The 18,212-nt window shown below is 54.4% G+C and carries 21 protein-coding genes; 4 read left to right on the top strand and 17 right to left on the bottom strand.

Annotation, left to right across the window (positions count from 1 at the left end; all coding sequences use genetic code 11):
- Nucleotides 1–13: 13 nt before the first annotated feature.
- Nucleotides 14–1,963, top strand: coding sequence for a hypothetical protein (locus IPN28_07550; GenBank protein ID QQS56161.1), 1,950 nt, complete (start codon nucleotides 14–16; stop codon nucleotides 1,961–1,963).
- On the opposite strand, the gene IPN28_07545 is transcribed toward IPN28_07550, so the two are convergent.
- From IPN28_07545 to IPN28_07510, 8 genes are all read right to left on the bottom strand, one after another.
- Nucleotides 1,964–2,464 carry a hypothetical protein gene (locus IPN28_07545; protein QQS56160.1) on the bottom strand — a complete coding sequence of 167 codons (501 nt, stop codon included), beginning with the start codon at nucleotides 2,462–2,464 and terminating at the stop codon, nucleotides 1,964–1,966.
- A gap of 4 nt (nucleotides 2,465–2,468) precedes the next feature.
- Nucleotides 2,469–3,572, bottom strand: a complete 1,104-nt coding sequence (gene ychF / locus IPN28_07540; GenBank protein QQS56159.1) for a redox-regulated ATPase YchF — start codon at nucleotides 3,570–3,572, stop codon at nucleotides 2,469–2,471.
- Nucleotides 3,562–4,182: an aminoacyl-tRNA hydrolase gene (locus IPN28_07535; protein ID QQS56158.1), complete on the bottom strand. Its 621-nt coding sequence runs from the start codon at nucleotides 4,180–4,182 to the stop codon at nucleotides 3,562–3,564. Before IPN28_07535 ends, ychF begins: the two co-directional genes overlap by 11 nt.
- A gap of 92 nt (nucleotides 4,183–4,274) precedes the next feature.
- Nucleotides 4,275–4,973: a 50S ribosomal protein L25/general stress protein Ctc gene (locus tag IPN28_07530; protein QQS56157.1), complete on the bottom strand. Its 699-nt coding sequence runs from the start codon at nucleotides 4,971–4,973 to the stop codon at nucleotides 4,275–4,277.
- A 107-nt stretch (nucleotides 4,974–5,080) separates the two neighbouring features.
- On the bottom strand, nucleotides 5,081–6,013 hold the full coding sequence (locus IPN28_07525) for a ribose-phosphate pyrophosphokinase (protein ID QQS56156.1): 933 nt from the start codon (nucleotides 6,011–6,013) through the stop codon (nucleotides 5,081–5,083).
- A gap of 111 nt (nucleotides 6,014–6,124) precedes the next feature.
- A complete protein-coding gene (gene pgeF / locus IPN28_07520; protein QQS56155.1) occupies nucleotides 6,125–6,946 on the bottom strand; it encodes a peptidoglycan editing factor PgeF in 822 nt (273 codons plus the stop codon).
- On the bottom strand, nucleotides 6,915–8,003 hold the full coding sequence (locus IPN28_07515; protein ID QQS56154.1) for an SAM-dependent methyltransferase: 1,089 nt from the start codon (nucleotides 8,001–8,003) through the stop codon (nucleotides 6,915–6,917). Before IPN28_07515 ends, pgeF begins: the two co-directional genes overlap by 32 nt.
- Nucleotides 7,990–8,820, bottom strand: coding sequence for a prolipoprotein diacylglyceryl transferase (locus IPN28_07510; GenBank protein ID QQS56153.1), 831 nt, complete (start codon nucleotides 8,818–8,820; stop codon nucleotides 7,990–7,992). The genes IPN28_07515 and IPN28_07510 overlap by 14 nt, the downstream gene beginning before the upstream one ends.
- 165 nt (nucleotides 8,821–8,985) lie before the next feature.
- Between IPN28_07510 and IPN28_07505 the strand changes: the two genes are divergently transcribed.
- From IPN28_07505 to IPN28_07495, 3 genes are read left to right on the top strand one after another with little or no spacing between them, the layout of a single operon-like run.
- Nucleotides 8,986–9,273 (top strand): accessory factor UbiK family protein, encoded by a 288-nt coding sequence (locus tag IPN28_07505; GenBank protein QQS56152.1) that lies wholly within the window; start codon nucleotides 8,986–8,988, stop codon nucleotides 9,271–9,273.
- Nucleotides 9,274–9,310: 37 nt separating this feature from the next.
- Nucleotides 9,311–9,814, top strand: coding sequence for a YbjN domain-containing protein (locus IPN28_07500; GenBank protein ID QQS56151.1), 504 nt, complete (start codon nucleotides 9,311–9,313; stop codon nucleotides 9,812–9,814).
- 22 nt (nucleotides 9,815–9,836) lie between these two features.
- Nucleotides 9,837–10,667 carry a pyrroline-5-carboxylate reductase gene (locus tag IPN28_07495; GenBank protein ID QQS56150.1) on the top strand — a complete coding sequence of 277 codons (831 nt, stop codon included), beginning with the start codon at nucleotides 9,837–9,839 and terminating at the stop codon, nucleotides 10,665–10,667.
- A gap of 15 nt (nucleotides 10,668–10,682) precedes the next feature.
- Here IPN28_07495 and IPN28_07490 read toward each other — a convergent pair whose 3' ends face one another.
- The 9 genes from IPN28_07490 to murJ all read right to left on the bottom strand — a co-directional run bounded on the left by IPN28_07490 (nucleotide 10,683) and on the right by murJ (nucleotide 18,184).
- On the bottom strand, nucleotides 10,683–11,111 hold the full coding sequence (locus tag IPN28_07490) for a MucR family transcriptional regulator (GenBank protein QQS56149.1): 429 nt from the start codon (nucleotides 11,109–11,111) through the stop codon (nucleotides 10,683–10,685).
- 121 nt (nucleotides 11,112–11,232) lie between these two features.
- Entirely contained in the window at nucleotides 11,233–11,940 is a 708-nt protein-coding gene (gene tsaB / locus IPN28_07485) for a tRNA (adenosine(37)-N6)-threonylcarbamoyltransferase complex dimerization subunit type 1 TsaB (protein ID QQS56148.1), read from the bottom strand.
- A gap of 8 nt (nucleotides 11,941–11,948) precedes the next feature.
- Nucleotides 11,949–12,509 (bottom strand): NifU family protein, encoded by a 561-nt coding sequence (locus IPN28_07480; protein ID QQS56147.1) that lies wholly within the window; start codon nucleotides 12,507–12,509, stop codon nucleotides 11,949–11,951.
- Nucleotides 12,510–12,568: 59 nt separating this feature from the next.
- Nucleotides 12,569–13,033 carry a universal stress protein gene (locus IPN28_07475; protein ID QQS56146.1) on the bottom strand — a complete coding sequence of 155 codons (465 nt, stop codon included), beginning with the start codon at nucleotides 13,031–13,033 and terminating at the stop codon, nucleotides 12,569–12,571.
- Between the two features lie 31 nt (nucleotides 13,034–13,064).
- Complete coding sequence (locus IPN28_07470; protein ID QQS56145.1) at nucleotides 13,065–13,811, bottom strand: TIGR02186 family protein; 747 nt, start codon at nucleotides 13,809–13,811, stop codon at nucleotides 13,065–13,067.
- Nucleotides 13,808–14,719, bottom strand: coding sequence for a sulfite exporter TauE/SafE family protein (locus IPN28_07465; protein ID QQS56144.1), 912 nt, complete (start codon nucleotides 14,717–14,719; stop codon nucleotides 13,808–13,810). The genes IPN28_07470 and IPN28_07465 overlap by 4 nt, the downstream gene beginning before the upstream one ends.
- A gap of 88 nt (nucleotides 14,720–14,807) precedes the next feature.
- On the bottom strand, nucleotides 14,808–15,467 hold the full coding sequence (locus tag IPN28_07460; protein ID QQS56143.1) for a hypothetical protein: 660 nt from the start codon (nucleotides 15,465–15,467) through the stop codon (nucleotides 14,808–14,810).
- A gap of 144 nt (nucleotides 15,468–15,611) precedes the next feature.
- Complete coding sequence (trpS, locus tag IPN28_07455; protein ID QQS56142.1) at nucleotides 15,612–16,616, bottom strand: tryptophan--tRNA ligase; 1,005 nt, start codon at nucleotides 16,614–16,616, stop codon at nucleotides 15,612–15,614.
- Nucleotides 16,613–18,184, bottom strand: a complete 1,572-nt coding sequence (gene murJ, locus IPN28_07450) for a murein biosynthesis integral membrane protein MurJ (protein ID QQS56141.1) — start codon at nucleotides 18,182–18,184, stop codon at nucleotides 16,613–16,615. The genes trpS and murJ overlap by 4 nt, the downstream gene beginning before the upstream one ends.
- Between the last annotated feature and the right edge of the window lie 28 nt (nucleotides 18,185–18,212).

The following is an 18,212-nucleotide window of genomic DNA, read 5'->3' as shown; positions in this document are numbered from 1 at the left end:
GGGTGAGGGTGGAATGCCGGATAGTAGCCTTGTCACGCTGAAAAAGACTCTTAATACTGTGGTTCCGCAGGTTCTTGACCGTGGTCATACGGCTTTGGCACTTAATGAGAATGCGAACGATCCGGCGTTTTTGCGGACTTATAGTAAATCTGTCGAAGACATACAGCGCTATATTTCTGGAGCCGGAGCTAATCTGCGGGCACTTGCAGGAACTCAGGCCAATCTGCTTAGTGCCGTTCAAGTTACAGGAGAGTTTGATGCGGCCACTGTTGCCGCCATTAATATGCTTGCTTCCGCTTCTGCTGCGGATACTGCCAACAGAGTCGGCTCTGACACTAAACAAACCCTAGCTTTGATTAAGCAAATCTCTGATGGCGCTCAGGCTCTTCCCGAAGATTCGAGGCGGACTATCAATACCGAGTCGAGGCGCTTATTCACTAGCCGTGGAACAACCGCTCCGCCTTCCAAGAATGCAGCCCAACAAGCTCAAGAGCTTATGACTTTGAGTGACTCCTATCTGGGGGTTACGGGGAACCCGACGACCAATGCGGATGTTCTTGAAACTACCGGGCGTGCTTTGAAAAACTATCTAAAAGCCCAGAAATCTCTTAACCCCGATATATCCGTTGATTTTACTCCTCAAAGGATCGATGCCCGTACCTCTGCTTTTATGGCAGAACTGTTGAAGAAAAAAATGCAGGAAGCTGGCGTGAAGCCCCAGGATTTGCAAACAACTTTGACTCAGCTCTGGCTCATGCAGTCCCGAGGGGAACAGCACCCTAATCCTGCCATGAGAGAGCTTGGTCAGGTCGGCGCTATGAAGGGCCTTGTGGATTATGTTCTTAGTGGTCGTGTTCCGTCCGGGGATATTGCAGATAAGCCCAGAACTGACTCTCCATGGGAAAATCCTGTCAAGGACCGCTTTTTTAACAGGGCTGTTTACGTTGATTTGTTGAACGGTGATCTTGTCAGTGCTAAGTCCCTTTTGCGGCCCGACAATGCCGATCCCGGACAGCAAGCCTTGATCCGCTCGATCGCGGAGCGTCTGGGCTTTGACCTGAATGCACAAACTTTTACCCGCGATCAGGTTGGACAAATCGCAACGGAAATCATGGCCCACCAGGCTAAAGCGTTGTGTATTGAGGAACGTGATATCTCCAAGGCTATGCTTGAGGGTCGATTTAACCCGGCTCAGGACGATGTGTTTCTTGCAAAAATCGGTTTTGGAAAACCTGCTCGTGATCAGGGGCGTTCTGAGGAGCTTGAGCGTATAGGGATCAACCGTCAGCAGCAACATGATATTTATTTCCGTGCGCAGTTTGACGGTTACCGCGACCAGAAGTGGGTGCAAAGATTCGGCGCAGTGGATGACACAAATCTTTTCCGGCTGGCTCAGCGGTTACGACCTGATATCATTCCGCAAAATATGGATTTGAAATATGAAGACCTTAAGGATCAGCCGCACGTTCGTATGGTGATGAACGATCTTAGGAGCAGAAGCGCCTCTGCGGCCAGCCTCTTTGAATGGAGCGGGCGCGGAATGGTTGACCCCTATAATTTCCGTGAATCTTACCGCCGCTTGCGGGAGGAGCGTTATCTACCGGAATTAAGAGAAAAAGTAAATGAGGGCGTTAATCTCTGCGCTCAGAATCCTGGTGTCGGCGCAACTGGTGTGCGTCCGAACGGCACTCCTCCTTCGAGCGGAACCGGAACGTGCTTCGCGGACGATATGGATGGGCCGTGCAAGCCCGCCGGAAGGCCCGCCACGTCCGCCAGCGGCGGCGATTGCTACGCTGATGATTTCAAAAGAGCCTGCGGACCCGAGGGAGGGAACGGCGGGGATCGTATCCGCAGCAACGCGGCCGATGCGACCGGGCAGCCTGTGATCCCGGATACGGGCTGCTATGCCGACGACCTGGCAGGGCCGTGCAAAACTCCCCAGGTTACGCAGCCTGTGCGGTAATTATAAGACTGCTGCAATATTTTCTATGTTCTTTAGAATTTCCGGCTTATGCTCCTCTGGCATCTGAGCATTTTCAATGACCCAAACCGCCCATTTTTTTAGAATATCTCGCTGGCTAGCCGTGAAATCAATTCTTTGAAGGGTTGGTGAGCTTAAAATCGAACCGAGAGGGAGCATTTCGGGTTCATTTTCACTCAGACTTAAGGCCATAGCTGCGGGCAAATAATATTTAAAGGCCGGGTTTGAAAAATAGCAAAAGGCCGTAATGTTGTTTTCGAGCATATCCATGGTTATATCCGGCCATTTCAAGGTGGCAGAGGGAGATTTCTTGATTTGTTCAACGGTCCAATGTGTGTTTTTTCTGATGCCCGCGAAAATTAAAACATCCCCTATATCGTCAACTTTATCATCACTGTACTCGTAAAGAGATGAAGGCAAATTTTGTACAGAAAACGCCTGATGTATTTCTTTTATCAGTATGGCTCTTTCGTCTTCGGTCATTTTCTTAGACATTAAACCTAAACAAAATCACATCGCCGTCCTTCACGATGTATTCCTTGCCTTCCTGGCGCATTTTGCCCTTTTCCTTCGCGCCGGTTTCGCCGTTGCATGAAATGTAATCCTCGAAGGCGATGACTTCGGCGCGGATAAAGCCGCGTTCGAAATCGGTGTGGATGCAGCCGGCCGCTTCGGGTGCCTTCGCGCCCTTGCGGACGGTCCATGCGCGGGTTTCCTTCGGGCCGCAGGTGAAGTAGGTCTGGAGATTTAAAAGCTTGTATCCAGCGGCGATGACCTTGTTCAGACCCGGCTCGTCGAGCCCCATGGCTGAGATGTATTCGGCTTTCTCGACTTCGGATTCAAGCTGGGCGATTTCGGATTCAATGGCCGCACTGATGACGACCGCCTGTGCCCCCTTTTTTGCCGCCATCTCCATGACCTTTTTGGTCCATTCGTTCCCTTGCGCGGCGTCCTGTTCCTTGACGTTGCAGACATATAGCACGGGCTTGGAGGTGATCAGCTGGCAGAGTTTCATCCAGCGGGCCTGGTCCTCATTGTCCACCGCAACTGTGCGGGCGGGCTTGCCCTGATCGAGTGCTTCCTTTAGCCGGAGCATATACTCATACTGCCCCTTCGTTTCCTTGTCGCCCGCTTTGGCGCGGCGTTCGATGGTGGCGATCTGTTTGCCCAGACTCTCCATGTCGGCGAGCATCAATTCCGTTTCGATCACGTCCTCATCGCGCAGCGGATCAATCGCGCCCTCGACATGGTGGATGTCCGCATCCTCGAAGCAGCGCAGGACGTGGATGATGGCATCGGTTTCACGGATGTTTGCCAGAAACTGGTTGCCCAGCCCCTCCCCCTTGCTGGCACCCTTGACGAGGCCTGCGATATCCACGAATTCAAGCTGGGTGGGGATGATTTTCTGAGAACCCGCGATTTTGGCGAGTTGCTCCATCCGCGCGTCCGGCACTGCGACGCGGCCGATGTTCGGCTCGATCGTGCAGAAGGGAAAATTCGCCGCCTGCGCCGCCGCCGTTGCCGTCAGAGCGTTGAAGAGGGTTGATTTTCCGACGTTGGGAAGTCCTACGATCCCGCAATTAAAGCCCATTTTTTTCGTCCTTCTTATTTGTTTCCAGTTTTACTTCTGGTGATTTCGGTTTCAAATTTTTTTCATAGAGCGCCGGATTGCCCGACATAAGATCGGAAACCTGTGCGGACATTTTTTCGAGTTTTTCCTCCAGCCATTCCTTATCCTGCTCGGAAAAATCACCGAGAACGTAATTGCTGACGTCCGCGCCCTTGACCGGCGGGCGACCGATGCCGATTCGCACCCGCCAGAAATCGGGAGTGCTCAGGGACTCCTGTAACGACTTGAGGCCGTTATGGCCCGCGTTGCCCCCGCCCTTCTTGACGCGAACTTCGCCGGGAGGCAGGTCCAGCTCGTCGTGAAAAACGATTATGCGCTCGGGCATGATCTTATAGAAATGCGCGGCCTTGACCACCGACTGGCCGGAGAGGTTCATGAAGGTCTGCGGCTTGAGCAGGAGAATTTTCGTGCGGCCGATTTTTCCCTCGCTGATCTCGCCATCGAATTTAGAGCGGAAAGGGCCGAAGGTTTCGTATTTTTGTGCAATCGTTTCAACGACCATGAACCCGACATTGTGGCGGTTCGTCCGGTATTTCGCGCCGGGGTTGCCCAGTCCTGCGAAGAGCCACATATCCGTTTCCTCTGCGATTGGCTCCAAAGCTGAAAAAGGCGCCGGATGTTTTTTGCAAAACCCGGCGCCCCTTAAAATCCAGCCTAAGAGTTTCACTTCTTCTCAGGAGCCTTTTTTTCCGGGGCTTTCTTGTCACCAGCCGGAGCCTGACCCGCAGCGGCAGGGGCAGCTTCAGCAGCAGCGGCTTCGCCTTCGGCAGCCTTGACTTCATCCTCATCAGGTCCGGTCTTCGGCGCGACCACGGTCGCAATCGTGAAATCGCGGTTGGTGATCACCGGCTTAACGCCCGCAGGCAGGACAGCATCGCTGATCTTGACCGCATCGCCCAGTTCCTTGCCCGCCAGATTGACGTCGATGGATTCGGGGATGTCCATGGCACTGCAGAGAAGCTCAACTTCATGACGCACGACGTTCAGGACGCCCTTCTGGAAGATGCCGGGTGAGTCCTCGTGATTGATGAAATGCACAGGCACCTTGACCGCAATCTTGGTCTTGGGCGTCACGCGCAGAAAATCTATATGTTCGATGAAGTCCGTTACCGGATGCTGCTGTACATCGCGCACCAGAACGAGATGATCCTGACCGTCAAGATTCAGGTCGCAGATGTTTGTGAACATATGGCCCTTGCGGTATTCGATGGTGGCCTCGTTCGTTGAAAGGGAGATTTTAACAGGCTCTTTCCCGTCGCCGTAGACGACAGCGGGAACACGGCCCTCACGGCGTAATGTCCGCGCAACCCCTTTACCGGCGCGTTCACGTTTAGCCGCTTTTAAAGCGTATTTTCTAGACATTTCAATAACCTCATGGTTTCAAGATTAATGCTGGCCTCCAGGGGTGCCCGCATTCAGGCGCTAAATAACCCCATCCGGGGCGATTTTACAAGCGTTTTTTAGGTAAACTACTTGAAAAGCTCGGAAATCGAGCGTTCCTCGAATATCCGGCGGGTGGCTTCGCCGATCAGGTTGGCAATGCTGATCTGCTCGATATTTTTGGCGGTTTTCATGGCGTCCGTGGCCGGAATACTGTCGGAAATCACCAATTTGGACAGGGGGGAATTCTTGACCTTGTTGACCGCCTCGCCTGACAGGACGCCGTGAACGACGTAGGCGGAGACGTCCGTTGCCCCTTTTTCTTTTAAGACAACCGCAGCGTTGGTCAGCGTTCCTCCTGAATCGACAATGTCGTCCACAAGAACACAGGCCTTGCCGCTGACATCGCCGATAACGTTCATGACTTCGGATACTCCCGCTTCTTCCCGCCGTTTGTCGATGATCGCCAGATCGGCCTTCAGACGCTTGGCCAAGGCCCGAGCGCGGAAGACTCCGCCAACGTCAGGCGAGACAATGCACAGCCTTTGGCCTTCGTAATGCTTTTTAATGTGCGGCACGAAGACGGGGGCGGAGATGAGATTATCGACCGGAATATCGAAGAAGCCTTGGATCTGCCCCGCGTGAAGGTCCATCGTCAGAACGCGGTCGGCCCCGGCTGCCGTTATCAAATTCGCTACAAGCTTGGCGGAAATCGGGGTGCGCCCTCCGGTTTTGCGATCCTGCCGCGCATAGCCGAAATACGGAATGACCGCTGTAATCCGTTTGGCGGAGCCGCGCTTGAGCGCGTCGATGGCGATCAGGAGTTCCATCAAATGATCGTTCGCGGGATAAGATGTGGACTGGATGAAGAACGTATCCTGACCGCGGACGTTCTCCATGATCTCGACAAAGATTTCCATGTCGTTAAAGCGCCGGATGCTGCACTGGGTCAGGGGGACGTCGAGATAAGAGGATATCGCCTCAGACAATGGACGATTCGAATTTCCGCACATCAGTTTCATTGCGCTCGCCCGTGGCTCCCGGAACGTTGATTACTCACGTATTTTCTTATGACCCCGACTGGGGACTATAAGTCATCAAGTCTTAAAATGAAACGACTTTTATTGCAGTGCTTATATTTTTATGGCGATCACTGCGATCTGGCGCCCGTAATCCGGCTCTTTCCTGTGGGTGGTCCGGCGGTAACTGTAGAAGCTCTGCTCGTCGGCGCAGGTGTCCATATTCAGGCACGATACGTTTGTTACTCCCGCCATGGCCAGACGCCAGACGCAATAAGAGGGCAGATCGAACATGAGATGCCCGGGTTTGGCTGACTTTCTGAAGAAACGGGCAGAGGCTGCGTCATGTTCCAGAAACGGCTCGGAGAAATTTTCTGTGACCTCGTAGGATTGCGGGCCGATGCACGGGCCGATGCAAGCGCGGATGGTTTTGCGGTTTGCGCCCTGATCCGTTAAAGCTTGGACCGCGGCCTCCAAAACGCCTGAAAGAGCGCCCTTCCAGCCGGCATGAGCGGCGGCAATCACGGGCGCTCCCTCCGGTTTTTCGGCCGCGAACAGCACCGGGGCGCAATCAGCGACCAGAATCCCCAAGCCTATTCCGGCCTTATCCGAGGCCATCGCGTCGGCCTGCGGCCTTGCGTCCGGCGTCCACGGGGTTTCGACGGGCAGGCATTGCGGTCCATGGATCTGATAGAGGGAGAGTAAATTTTTCGGCTTTATCCCGGCCTCTGCGGCCACGATTGCGCGGTTGCGGGCGATATGTTCGGGGTTATCGCCTGACCCCTGCCCGCAATTCAGGCCGGAGAAGACCCCCGCGCTGACGCCTCCAGCCCGCCCGAAAAAGCCGTAAAAGATTTTCGAGTTCAGTCCGGCTGAAAAATCCGGGTGACGGAAAATTGAGGGTTTAGAAGCCTGCGGGTCTGAGGGTGCGGTCATGAGTGATACATATGGCTTTAAAAAGTTGGCCCATTCCGGCAGAACCGCTCAGGCGCAGCACAGCCGACTTTATGTCTTGTAGCGAATTTTCAGCCGAAGGGCTATGGGGTGACTGTGCAGCGCGGATCAAAGTTTCAGCGCGTTGAGCCAAGCCCAGAGACAGGAGGAAATGCGACTGTGTCACCGGGCCGTAGACCCATGCCCCCGCCTTCCGGGTGACCTGAGAGAGGCGTTCAAAATCCACATGGGCGGTCAGGTCGGCTTCTCCGATATCTTTGAGTATCTCAGCATATTTATGATCTCGAACGGCCTGAAGTGTGTCACCCGGGGCAGACTTTATGTGACCGTAGTCGATGAACAAGGCTGCGCCCCCTGCCTTCAGAAGTTTTAGCGTTTGTAAGATGAAGGTCTTCTGGGCGGGGCTGATTTCAACGATTTCTCCTTCCTCCGCGTGAGGCATTCCTGGGTCTTTCACGCTGACTTCACAGGGTTTTTCCGTGATAGCAAATCCTTCGTCAGGCGTAAATTTTACGGCGCGTTCTGTCCACTCGTGGCCGCGCTTTATCAACTGGCGGACGGGCAGCGCGTCCAGAAACTCGTTACCGATGATTATGACTGGAACTCCTCCTGCATCCGGGGGCAGTTTCTCGTGAAAATGTATGGCGTATTCCGAAAGATTATGCTTCTGGATTTCGCGCAGAACCGGGCTTGTTTCAAGGAGGTGGATTTCGAGCGAGTCTATAAAGCCTTGTACGCTTTTTGCGGCTCTCAGAGCGTCCGCCATCAGGGTGCCGCGTCCGGGGCCACATTCCATGAGGATCAGTTTTTTCGGGCTTCCCATCTGGCGCCACAGTTCTGCGGCCCAAAGGCCGATCAGTTCACCGAATATCTGGGAGATTTCGGGAGCGGTAGTAAAATCTCCCCTCCGCCCCAGCGGGTCGCGGTTCCTGTAATAACCGTGTTCGGGGTGGCCGAGCGCCAGTTCCATGAACGTGCCTATATCCAGCGGCCCTTGCGATGCGATCCTTGCAGCGAGAATCAACTCAAGCGGGTTCATGGGGTTTTGTCTGCGCTGTCGCGGAACTCTGACGGGATGAACGCACGGCCAGAAAAACACCGATAAGGATCATCGGCAGGCAGAGCAGCTGGCCCATGGTGATGAGTCCTGCGATGTAGCCGATCTGCGTATCCGGTTCGCGGACTGTTTCCACCAGAAAACGGAAAGTGCCGTAGCCGATCAGGAAAACGCCAGACACTATGCCGGGGCGATTGCGGATGGAGGGTTTTCTGATAAGCACGGCCAAAAGGGTGAACAGGACTATCCCCTCCAGAAAGGCCTCATAGAGCTGGCTCGGGTGGCGGGGGAGACCTGAACCGTCAGGAAAGATCACACCCCACCAGACGTCAGTATGCTTTCCATAGAGTTCGGCATTGACGAAATTGGCCAGTCGCCCGAAAAACAGGCCGATCGGCACAGCGGCGCAGACGATATCCGACAGGCGCAACAGGGGGATTTGCCGTTTGCGGGCATACAGAATCATGGCTAGAAGGACGCCCAGCATCCCGCCATGGAAGGACATTCCGCCCTTCCAGACCATCAGGGCTTCCAGCGGGCTTTCGAGATAGACGCCCGGCGCATAGAACAGGACATACCCCAGACGCCCGCCCGCGATGACCCCCAGAACCGCCCATGTTATAAAATCGTCGATTTCGGTGGCTGACGGGCGATCCCCCTCCTGCCCCCTGCCAGCCAGATTCAACGCATACCGCCAGCCCAGAAGGATTCCGACCATATAGGACAAGGCATACCAGCGGACCGCAAGGGGGCCGATTTCAAGGGCTATGGGGTCAATCTCCGGGAACTGGAATGCCATAGGCCTTTATCCGTCCGTCCGGGGCGTTTGTAAACCCCTTTGTGGGCATATGCCGCCGAGGACGATAAATCGGGGGGTAACCTTGTGCTGCAAGGGGTTATGAAACTTGCAAAACCCCGACAGGCGTGTTAGAAAGCCGCCAACTTTGCGGACGGGTAAAAAAGCATGGTTTCGCGGGAAAAAATAATCGATGATCTGGCCCGGCTTGCCGGTGGGGCTGCTACGCTTCTCGGGGAAGCCGGGAAACAAGCCAACGAAAATTTCCGTCACCGTCTGGACAGCCTTGCCCTCAAGCTTGATCTCGTTCCGCGTGAGGATTTCGAGCGGCTTGAACTGGTTGTTGAAACCCAGCGCGATGAGATTGAAAGTCTTAAGAAACGCCTTTCGGCGCTTGAGGGTACGGAGGCTAAGACGTCCAAACGTCCGACCTCGCGTAAGAAAAAGGGTTCGTGATTTTTATTTAGGTTATAATGATAATTCGGGGTGCGTGATGGTTAGCAGAACGGAATTTACGGAACAGGGTTTAAATCCTCTGGACAGCGTTGAAGAGATTCTCTCGGAACAAAACTGGGTTTTCGACCGTACCGACAATGATTGCCTGACCGTTCAGATCAAAGGCAGAACCTGCGCCTACAGACTTTTTTTCATCTGGCAAAAAAATCTGAGCGCTTTGCAATTCACCTGTGAGTTCGATTTGTCCGTTCGAGCCGACAATATGGCTCTGGCCAGTTCAGCGCTTTTGGACATGAACGAAGAATCCTGGATGGGGCATTTTGAAATCGCCCGGCGGACTTTGGTTCCCTCCTACCGCCAGACCTGCCTGATGAAAGGATACGAGTTTCATGAAAGCAGCGCCTATCTCGGCGATCTCATTGATATCTCCCTCGCGCATTGCGAACGTTTTTACCCCGTGTTTGAATTGCTTTCCCGCAAGCAACCGGCCAATCCCGAGCATCTGTCTCTGGCGCTGATGGAAACGGCCGGGGAGTCGTAATTTCATATCCGATTGAGACTTTATGACAGCCCTTACGCACAACCCGATCCATACTGTCCTTCTGGTCGGGTGCGGGAAGATGGGATCAGCTTTGCTTGAGCGGTGGCTTGATCAAAAGCTTGCCTCGCATTTTATCGTAATCGACCCTACTCCCCTGCCTGAGGCTCTGGCGAAAGATCCGCGAATTGTCCATGAGAAGGACGTTCCAGGGCAGTTTCAGAAAGAGCCCGATGTCGCGCTTATTGCGGTTAAGCCGCAAATCCTGAATTCTGTAGTTGAAAAAATTGCCCGTCACAATTTTAAGAAAACCTTGTTTCTTTCTATTGCCGCCGGAAAACCTCTCAAAATTTTTGAGCAAATACTCGGCGCCAAGCAGTCGGTTATACGCTCGATGCCCAATACCCCAGCCTCCATCGGGCGCGGTGTCATCGCAGCTGTCGCTAATGCCTCTGTCACCCGTGAACACAAGGAGATGGCCTTGCGGCTTCTCGGCTGTGCAGGCTCTTTGATCTGGATGGGCGATGAAGATCTGATGGATGCGGTCACCGCCCTTTCGGGCAGTGGTCCGGCGTATGTGTTCCTTTTGATCGAAGCTATGGCCAAGGCCGGAGAGAAACTCGGCCTTTCCCCCGATCAAGCCATGATTCTGGCTCGGCAGACGGTCATTGGCAGCGCCGCTCTGGCTGAAGCTTCGCCGGACATCCCTGCGGCTCAACTCCGGCAAAACGTCACCAGCCCCGGCGGCACGACCGAAGCCGCGCTTCAGGTTCTTATGAAAGACGAGTCTTTGCAGAGGCTTTTCGATCAAGCACTCCTCGCCGCAAGAGATCGCGGCAAGGCGCTGAGTTCATAAACTTACGCGCTAAAGTTAGCGGCCGCGTGTGCCCAGACCAATGTCCTTGGCCAGCTTGCTGCGGCGACGCGCATAATTTGGCGCAACCATCGGATAGTCAGCAGGCAGCCCCCAGCGCTCCCGGTATTCTTCGGGCGTCATGTTGTAGGCCGTCTTGAGGTGACGCTTGAGCATTTTCAGCTTCTTGCCGTCCTCCAGGCAGATGATGTAATCGGGCGTTATGGAACGCTTGATCGGAACTGCGGGCTGCGGGCGGTCAGCCGTTACAGAAGTTTCGGTGTTCAGATTGGCAACCGTTTTATAAACCTGCTCTATCACTGCGGAGATCTCACCCGCCTGTAAAGTGTTATTCGACAGATAGGCTGAGACGATTTCCGTCGTCATCGCCAAAAGATCTTCCCTGCCAATATTGTCACTTGTTTTTTCAGCTCTTGCTTCAACCATTCTACTCATCCGTATATAAGAAAGTGATTATTTGAAAATTTTACCCGGAGCAGAAAATACGCCTAAACGTCATTTAAAGGCAAGGAAAAACATAAATATTTTTATTGCGAATATTTACCTTTTACTTTTCACGACTTTTTGCTGTTTTTGGCACCGTCACGTCGGGCGCCCGCAGATAAACAGGCTGAATTTCCGTAAAAAAATTTTCCTGCAGAAACAATTCTTTCGCCCTTTTTGCCGTGACTATCGGGTCCGCCAAGGTGATTTCCCTAGCGGCGATTGTGGCCGGGTTCGTTCCCCATTCTTTTTGAATCCTCTTTACGGCATCGCCGAGGAGAAGAGTCCTTTCCGTTGATAGCTCGTCTCTGATCGCTTCTGCGGATGCACATTTTCTATGCGTTATGGTGTTCCCTTGCGCGTCAAACTGCTGAACGTAGAAATCGGTGCGTTTGGTTTCAAGAAGCACAAGGTAACGGGCGTAACCCCTATTTTCCTCCCTTTGCAGGGCGGTGTTCAGGATGGTCTCAAAGGTGCCGACTCCGATCACGGGAATCTCCAAAGCCAAGCCCAACGCCTTGGCGGCAGCTATGCCTATCCTGATTCCGGTGAAGGCGCCGGGGCCATTCACCACGGCGATCAAGCCGATCTCTCCGTATTGTCTTCCGGCGGCGGCCAGGACTTGCTCGATCATCGGCACGAGGTGTTCGGCCTGACCGGAGGACATTTCCCTCGACGATGCCGCCAAAGGGATATCGTCCTTGCTGTCCAGGAGACCGACGGCGCAACCGTTGAGGGCGCTATCGATGGAAAGGACCAGAGGTTTGGTCAAGGAGAGATTCAATGATCCCCCACGGCGCGGACTTCCTGCACCTCCGGGATATAATGGCGGAGCATATTCTCGATTCCGCTTTTCAGCGTGGCGGTCGAACTGGGGCAGCCCGAGCAGGCGCCGCGCATTTTCAGATACACAATGCCGCCCTCAAAGGATTCAAACACGATGTCGCCGCCGTCCATCGCCACCATCGGGCGGACCCGTGTGTCCAGAAGCTCTCGGATCTGGAGGGAGATTTCGTCTTCCTGTCCGACTTTATGAGCAGATTGTGCCTTGAAGGACGGGTCGAGAACGGGTTGGCCTGTGGCCAGATGATCCATCAGAACGGCGAGAACCATGGGCTTGAGAACCGACCAATCTGTATCTGCGGCTTTGCTGACGGACACATAATCGGCCGCAAGAAAGACGCGACTTACGCCTTCGAGGCTGAAAAGCCTCAGGGCCAGCGGCGAAGGGGTCGCCTCTTCTTTCCGGGCAAAATCCAAAGTGCCAGAAGAAAGTACGGCCTGTCCGGGCAGGAATTTCAGCGTGGCGGGGTTCGGCGTGGTTTCGGTCTGGATGAACATTTCTGGCCTCTTCCTCTATTCGGGAAAATGCTTACCTGCGTTACGAGCCGAATGCAACCTTAAACCTGCAAATGGCCGGGGACGATCATCAGGGGTACCCTGAGCTTTGAGAGACCCTTTCCGGCGAAATAGGTGACCAGCGGCCCCGGATTGGAGGAATGGGAGTCGCCCCCCAGAATCAGCATACAAATTTCGGGGTAGGCCTCTATCGTTTCCAGAATCACGTCGCTACGGCTGCCCTCCTCTATGCAGACCATCGGAACCATGCCGGTGCGTGCGGTAATCCTTCCGGCCGCTTCCCAGATCATCGTTTCCGCCTGTGTCCGCATTTCCTTTTTGACCTTGTCCTCAATATTCCCCCAGTGGTCGAAATGCTCGATTTCCATTATGTTGAGCAGGGCGATGTGACCGTTATTCGCTTGGGCGAAATCAGCCGCATAGTCTACGGCCACTGAAAACTCGGCGGTGACATCCACGACCAGAAGGTAGATGCCGCCCTCCTTATGCTGTTTTGCCAGAGTCATCGGATTTTCCTCCTTTGCAGAGTTAGCACACTCAAGCCCTCACACGCAAAATGCCCACGAACCAGCCGCTGACCAGCGCCAGAACAACGCAGAATATTCCATAAAGAGCCTCATGCTTGTGGGCTGCCTCAAAAATAAAGGCGTTCAATCCCACCTGCTCCACTTTCAGGGTGTCCATATCGGTTTCCACCAGCTTTCCCTCCTTGAAGAGAAAGCTGCGGATTTTGTAGGTTCCGGTCGGGGCGCTGGCCGGGAGTTGGAAACGGGTGCGGAAAAAGTAGTCGTTGAGATAGTTAATTTTTAACGGATCCGTCGGATACAGGTTTTTTGAGCGCATCGAACCCAGCAGAGACTCCTGATGATTGCCGATTTTATCCGAGGAGCTTTTCATATCGGCTTTACCGATCATCAGGGCGTCCAACCCTATTCCGCTGGTCTTCATCAATTCGGCGTCCTTGAAAACTTCGCCCTCACCGACCGCATATCCATAATAGAGAGGCATCTTGCGGAAACGGATGGCGTAACGGTTGATCCATGCGCCCAGAATTCTGGCCTTGCGCCAGACGGTGATATTTTTTTCCGGGCCTGTCACGACGATCGCGACATCGGTAAATTTATCCCTCCGGTGGCCGAAGACCTCGATCTGTGCGCCGGAGAAGCCAGAGGTCACGTCAATATGGTCGAAGGCGAGTTCGATGCTCAAAACCTTGTCCTGCGCCCGCGCCGCAGAGGCGAACAAGACCGAAAACATAAGGATGCAAGCCAATAACCCCTTCATTCCACAACCACCTCGAAGAGATTGGAGGGCTGCAGGAAGAGCTGGATTCCCAGTTGCAGGCAGACCGCCAGAACCATGAGAGCCAGGATCACCCGCGCCCTAGCGCCGGTGATTCTGCGGGAGAACATCACGCCGAACTTCACCCCAATCACCCCGCCGGCGATCAGGTAGAATGCAAGAATGAAATCCACGGTCTGGCTGACGATGGCGTGCATCATCACGGAAAAGGCGCTGGTGAAGATAATCTGATAGAGAGAGGTTCCGGCGACCAAGAGGGTCGGCATCCCCAGAATGTAGATCATCGCGGGGACCAAAAAAAATCCGCCGCCGACGCCCATCACCGAAACCAAGAAACCGCTGAAAAAACCTATCGCGCCGGGGACCAGGGCGCTAATGTAAAGTTTGGAGCGGGCAAAGCGCATTTTATAGGGAAGACGGGCAATAAAAGGCGGGCTTTTGAGGCGGTTGAATTCGGAGCGCACCGATTTGGGCTTAATGATGGTAAAAAACCCCTCAAAGAGCATCATCAGGCCGATCGACCCTAGCAGCACGATATACAGGACGGAAATCACGAGATCGATCTGGCCGATATACTGCAGGGAGCGGAAGAAGAAAATCCCGATGGCTGCCCCCATGATCCCGCCCACGAGCATGACCGAGCCAATCAGAAAATCAACGTTGCCGCGTCTCCAATACCCCATGACTCCACCGATACCCGAAGCCACAAGCTGGCAGGACTGTGTGCCCACCGCGATCGGCGCCGGAATGCCCATGAAAATCAGCAAGGGCGTGGTCAGGAACCCCCCGCCGACCCCGAAAACGCCGGAGATGAAACCCACGAACGCGCCCAGAATGACGATGGATTCAATCGGGACGGAGATTTCAGCGATGGGCAAATAGATTTGCACGGCGGGTTCCTATCGTCCTGACAATGCCGCACGGACTGCGTCCTGACAAGACGCAAGATCAAAAACCGATCAGTGTTTACTGAAAAAATCAGTAGCGGTAGACGTCCACCTTCTTCGGGCCACCGTTGATGACGACTTGCGGGTCCGCCATGAAGTTGCGGTAATTTCCGCTCGGCAGTTCGTGAACGACCTTTTCGAAATCAACGGATTTCACGACACCCATGAAGGCGGGGCGCCACTTTTCGTAGACGCTTTCCTCGGCCGAGCAATCGACGATGTAGGCCTTGTCATGGTAGAGCGAGGCGAACATCAGGCCGCGCTTACGCATGATCGTTCCCTCGGCCGTTGTATAGGTCGCCTCGGTAAAGCTGCCGAAGCCCTTGCCCAAGCCGGTCGGCTCACGGAAGTCATCGACATAGACGTCATCGTATTCGCCCAGATACTTGTTCCAGAAATCACGGCTATAGCCGACCTTTTGGATCGAGTCCGCAAATTTGCGGGGGTAGATGAGGAAGCGGCGGTCTTCGCGTACGCGGACGCGGCACATGGCGAAATCGGGTTCGCCCGGTCCGGCTATCGTCAGTTCGTCGTCCGGCTTCTGGTTGTTAATTCTGATCCACAGATCGGGGAAGCTGATCGAGAAGCGGTTGACCTGATCTTCGATGAAGAACACTTCAGCCTTTGCCGAGTTGATCCCGATGAAACACAATACCGCTGCGAGGAAGAAAGACCGTTTGACGAAGTGCATGACGAACGCTATCCCAAAAATATGTTAACTCAATGAGGAGCCGCAGACAGGCTCCGGCTTTTATGGGGTTATCATAAACGATAATCCGGTGTTTTGCACCCCTGAAATTCGGGGTTGGGGAAAAAAGTCCCACAGGATCAGGGTTTAGCCGTAAAAGCCCATGATTTTCATGGCCTCGGCGATTACGGGAGCAGCCTCGTCGTTGGCTTTTTCATTGCCTTTTTTAAGGATTTTGTCGATCTGGGACGGGTCGTCCATTAACACTTTCATTCTTGACGTGATCGGGGCCAGTTTTTCCACAGCGACATCCACAAGGGCCGGTTTGAAGACCGAAAACTGCTTCGTGGCAAATTTTTTCAGAACCTCCTCGCGGCTTTCGCCGCTCAGGGCGGCATAAATCGTGACCAGATTGAGGGCTTCAGGGCGATTGGCCATATCTTCGAGTTTTTCAGGCAGAGGCTCGGGGTCTGTTTTCGCCTTTTTGATTTTCTGGGCGATCGTATCCGCATCGTCGGTCAGGTTGATGCGGGTCATGTCGGATTCCGCCGACTTGCTCATTTTCTGATTGCCGTTGCGCAGGCTCATCACCCGCGGGGCCGGGCCGGTAATCACGGGTTCGGGCTGGGGGAAAAAATCAACGCCGTAGCGGGTATTGAAGGTCGCGGCCAGATCGCGGCTCAGTTCCAGATGCTGCTTCTGGTCTTCGCCGACCGGAACGTGCGTGGCCTTATAGACCAGAATATCGGCGGCCATCAGAACGGGATAGGCGAACAGGCCCAGCCCCACGCGCTCGGTATTCTTCCCCGCCTTGTCCTTGAATTGCGTCATGCGCTCAAGCTTGCCGAGTTGGGCCATGGTGGAGAGCATCCACATGAGCTGCGAATGGGCGGGAACGGCCGACTGAACAAAGATAAAGGATTTCTGCGGGTCGATGCCTGCGGCGATAAAGGCGGCGGCGATTTCCCGCGTGGCCTTCGAGAGGTCGGCCGTTTCGTAGGGCACCGTGACGGCGTGCAGGTCCGCGACCATGTAGAAACAGGTTGCTGTCGGGTCTTCCTGAAACTTCACCCAGTTTTTCAGCGCCCCGAGATAGTTGCCGAGGTGAAGCTGACTTGTGGGTTGCATCCCCGATAAAATACGCTTTGTCATTGAGTAACGCTCTTTTTCTTCAAGTATCTTTTGATGTCCTTTATTCGCAGAGCCCCTGTTCCCAAGATGGCTGCGCCGTAAACAACGCCACCGACAGATGTTATGACCACGATGGCCGCTATTTTCCAAAACGCCGTTGCGCCGAAAATCCAGCCCTGCAAAAGCACGGCGAGTATATACAAGGCCAGCGCCATCGCACAAGTCGCCCCAATGATTTTCGGCACGTTGCGGAGAAAGCGCTCGTCGAGTTTCGCCTGCGGGTGGTCCTTAAGAACCCTGATATGGTGAATGTACTGAACCCAGCCTGTTATGCCGGTGGCGAAGGCGATCCCCACCACCCCTATAATTGGGGCCATGCACAGGGCGATGAGAATGTTCAAACTCATGCCGATGATCGAAATTTTTACGGGGGTCTTGGTGTCGTGGCGCGCCCAGTGGGCGGTCGAGAAGACCTTTGTCGCTATGTAGGCTGGAAGACCAATGGAGTAACAGGCGAGAATATTGGCAGTTACGGCGCTGTCCGCCGCCGTGAACGCTCCGCGCTCGAACAGTACCGTAATCAGGGTCAGAGGGATCACTGCTAGTGCCGCCGCCGCCGGAAGGGCCAGCAATAGACAGTATTCCAGCGCACGGTTGAACAGGTCGCAGGCCTCGCCGTTATCGTGCCCTTCCCTTTCGGCCTTCGCCATCGCCCTTGAGAGCATCGGCAAAAGGGCTGTCCCCACGGCGATACCCACGACCCCCAGAGGAAGTTGATTGAGACGGTCGGCATAATAAAGGTAGGAAATCGCCCCCTCGCCCAGAAAGGAGGCGATCATGATATCGAAGAACAGGTTGATCTGGACCACCCCTGCTCCTACCAAGCCTGGCCCCATCAGGCGAAAAACCTTGCGGACCTTTTCGTCCAGTTTCGGGCGTCCGAGGATGATCGTGAAACCCGCTCGCTTCATACAGAACCAGAGGAAGGCCAGTTGCAGAAAGCCTGAGACCAGCAGCCCCCAGGACATGGCATGGCCGGGGGTCGGGAAATAGCTGCTGAGCAGGAGAGCCGCGATCAAACTCAGATTAAAAAGGGTCGGCACAAAGGCAAAAGGCGCAAAGCGGTGGTGGGCGTTCAATACTCCGCCGATCAGCGCTGTTAAGGACATTAAAAGGAGGTAGGGAAAGGAAATTCTCGAAAATTCAACGGAATAGCTGTAGCGCACCGGGTCATCGGCAAAGCCGGGGGCTATGACATACAACACGTAGGGCATGAAGATCACGGCCAAAATCGTAAAGACCGAGAGGATTGAGAGCATGACCATAAAGGCGTTGCCCGCGAAGCGATCTGCTGCCTCCTCCCCCTCTTCTTCCAGCGCTTTGGAATACAGGGGCACGAAGGAGACGCTGAAGGCTCCCTCCGCCGTGATCCGCCTGAAGAGGTTCGGGAGCTTGAGGGCGATGAAGAATGCGTCCGCCACCGGTCCGGCACCCAAGATGGCCGCGGTCATCATATCCCTGACGAAGCCGGCGATGCGGGACAAACCGGTCATGCCCGCGACCGTGGCCATGGCTTTTACCAGATTCATATGCTAACACCTAAAAATCATCGCAGGG

It is taken from the genome of Alphaproteobacteria bacterium (assembly GCA_016699735.1).
GTDB lineage: Bacteria > Pseudomonadota > Alphaproteobacteria > Micavibrionales > Micavibrionaceae > JAGNKE01.
This window is presented reverse-complemented; position numbering and strand designations above follow the sequence as displayed.

Bases quoted from the DNA above. Each gene is read 5' to 3' on its own strand.
- IPN28_07545 (QQS56160.1), bottom strand. From the start codon at position 2,464: ATGACCGAAGACGAAAGAGCCATACTGATAAAAGAAATACATCAGGCG.
- IPN28_07495 (QQS56150.1), top strand. From the start codon at position 9,837: ATGACAGCCCTTACGCACAACCCGATCCATACTGTCCTTCTGGTCGGG.
- IPN28_07490 (QQS56149.1), bottom strand. From the start codon at position 11,111: ATGGTTGAAGCAAGAGCTGAAAAAACAAGTGACAATATTGGCAGGGAA.
- IPN28_07510 (QQS56153.1), bottom strand. From the start codon at position 8,820: ATGGCATTCCAGTTCCCGGAGATTGACCCCATAGCCCTTGAAATCGGC.
- ychF (QQS56159.1), bottom strand. From the start codon at position 3,572: ATGGGCTTTAATTGCGGGATCGTAGGACTTCCCAACGTCGGAAAATCA.
- IPN28_07470 (QQS56145.1), bottom strand. From the start codon at position 13,811: ATGAAGGGGTTATTGGCTTGCATCCTTATGTTTTCGGTCTTGTTCGCC.
- IPN28_07535 (QQS56158.1), bottom strand. From the start codon at position 4,182: ATGTGGCTCTTCGCAGGACTGGGCAACCCCGGCGCGAAATACCGGACG.
- IPN28_07515 (QQS56154.1), bottom strand. From the start codon at position 8,003: ATGAACCCGCTTGAGTTGATTCTCGCTGCAAGGATCGCATCGCAAGGG.
- IPN28_07550 (QQS56161.1), top strand. From the start codon at position 14: ATGCCGGATAGTAGCCTTGTCACGCTGAAAAAGACTCTTAATACTGTG.
- IPN28_07475 (QQS56146.1), bottom strand. From the start codon at position 13,033: ATGACTCTGGCAAAACAGCATAAGGAGGGCGGCATCTACCTTCTGGTC.
- IPN28_07460 (QQS56143.1), bottom strand. From the start codon at position 15,467: ATGCACTTCGTCAAACGGTCTTTCTTCCTCGCAGCGGTATTGTGTTTC.
- murJ (QQS56141.1), bottom strand. From the start codon at position 18,184: ATGAATCTGGTAAAAGCCATGGCCACGGTCGCGGGCATGACCGGTTTG.
- IPN28_07530 (QQS56157.1), bottom strand. From the start codon at position 4,973: ATGTCTAGAAAATACGCTTTAAAAGCGGCTAAACGTGAACGCGCCGGT.
- trpS (QQS56142.1), bottom strand. From the start codon at position 16,616: ATGACAAAGCGTATTTTATCGGGGATGCAACCCACAAGTCAGCTTCAC.
- pgeF (QQS56155.1), bottom strand. From the start codon at position 6,946: ATGACCGCACCCTCAGACCCGCAGGCTTCTAAACCCTCAATTTTCCGT.
- IPN28_07505 (QQS56152.1), top strand. From the start codon at position 8,986: ATGGTTTCGCGGGAAAAAATAATCGATGATCTGGCCCGGCTTGCCGGT.
- IPN28_07480 (QQS56147.1), bottom strand. From the start codon at position 12,509: ATGTTCATCCAGACCGAAACCACGCCGAACCCCGCCACGCTGAAATTC.
- IPN28_07525 (QQS56156.1), bottom strand. From the start codon at position 6,013: ATGAAACTGATGTGCGGAAATTCGAATCGTCCATTGTCTGAGGCGATA.
- IPN28_07500 (QQS56151.1), top strand. From the start codon at position 9,311: ATGGTTAGCAGAACGGAATTTACGGAACAGGGTTTAAATCCTCTGGAC.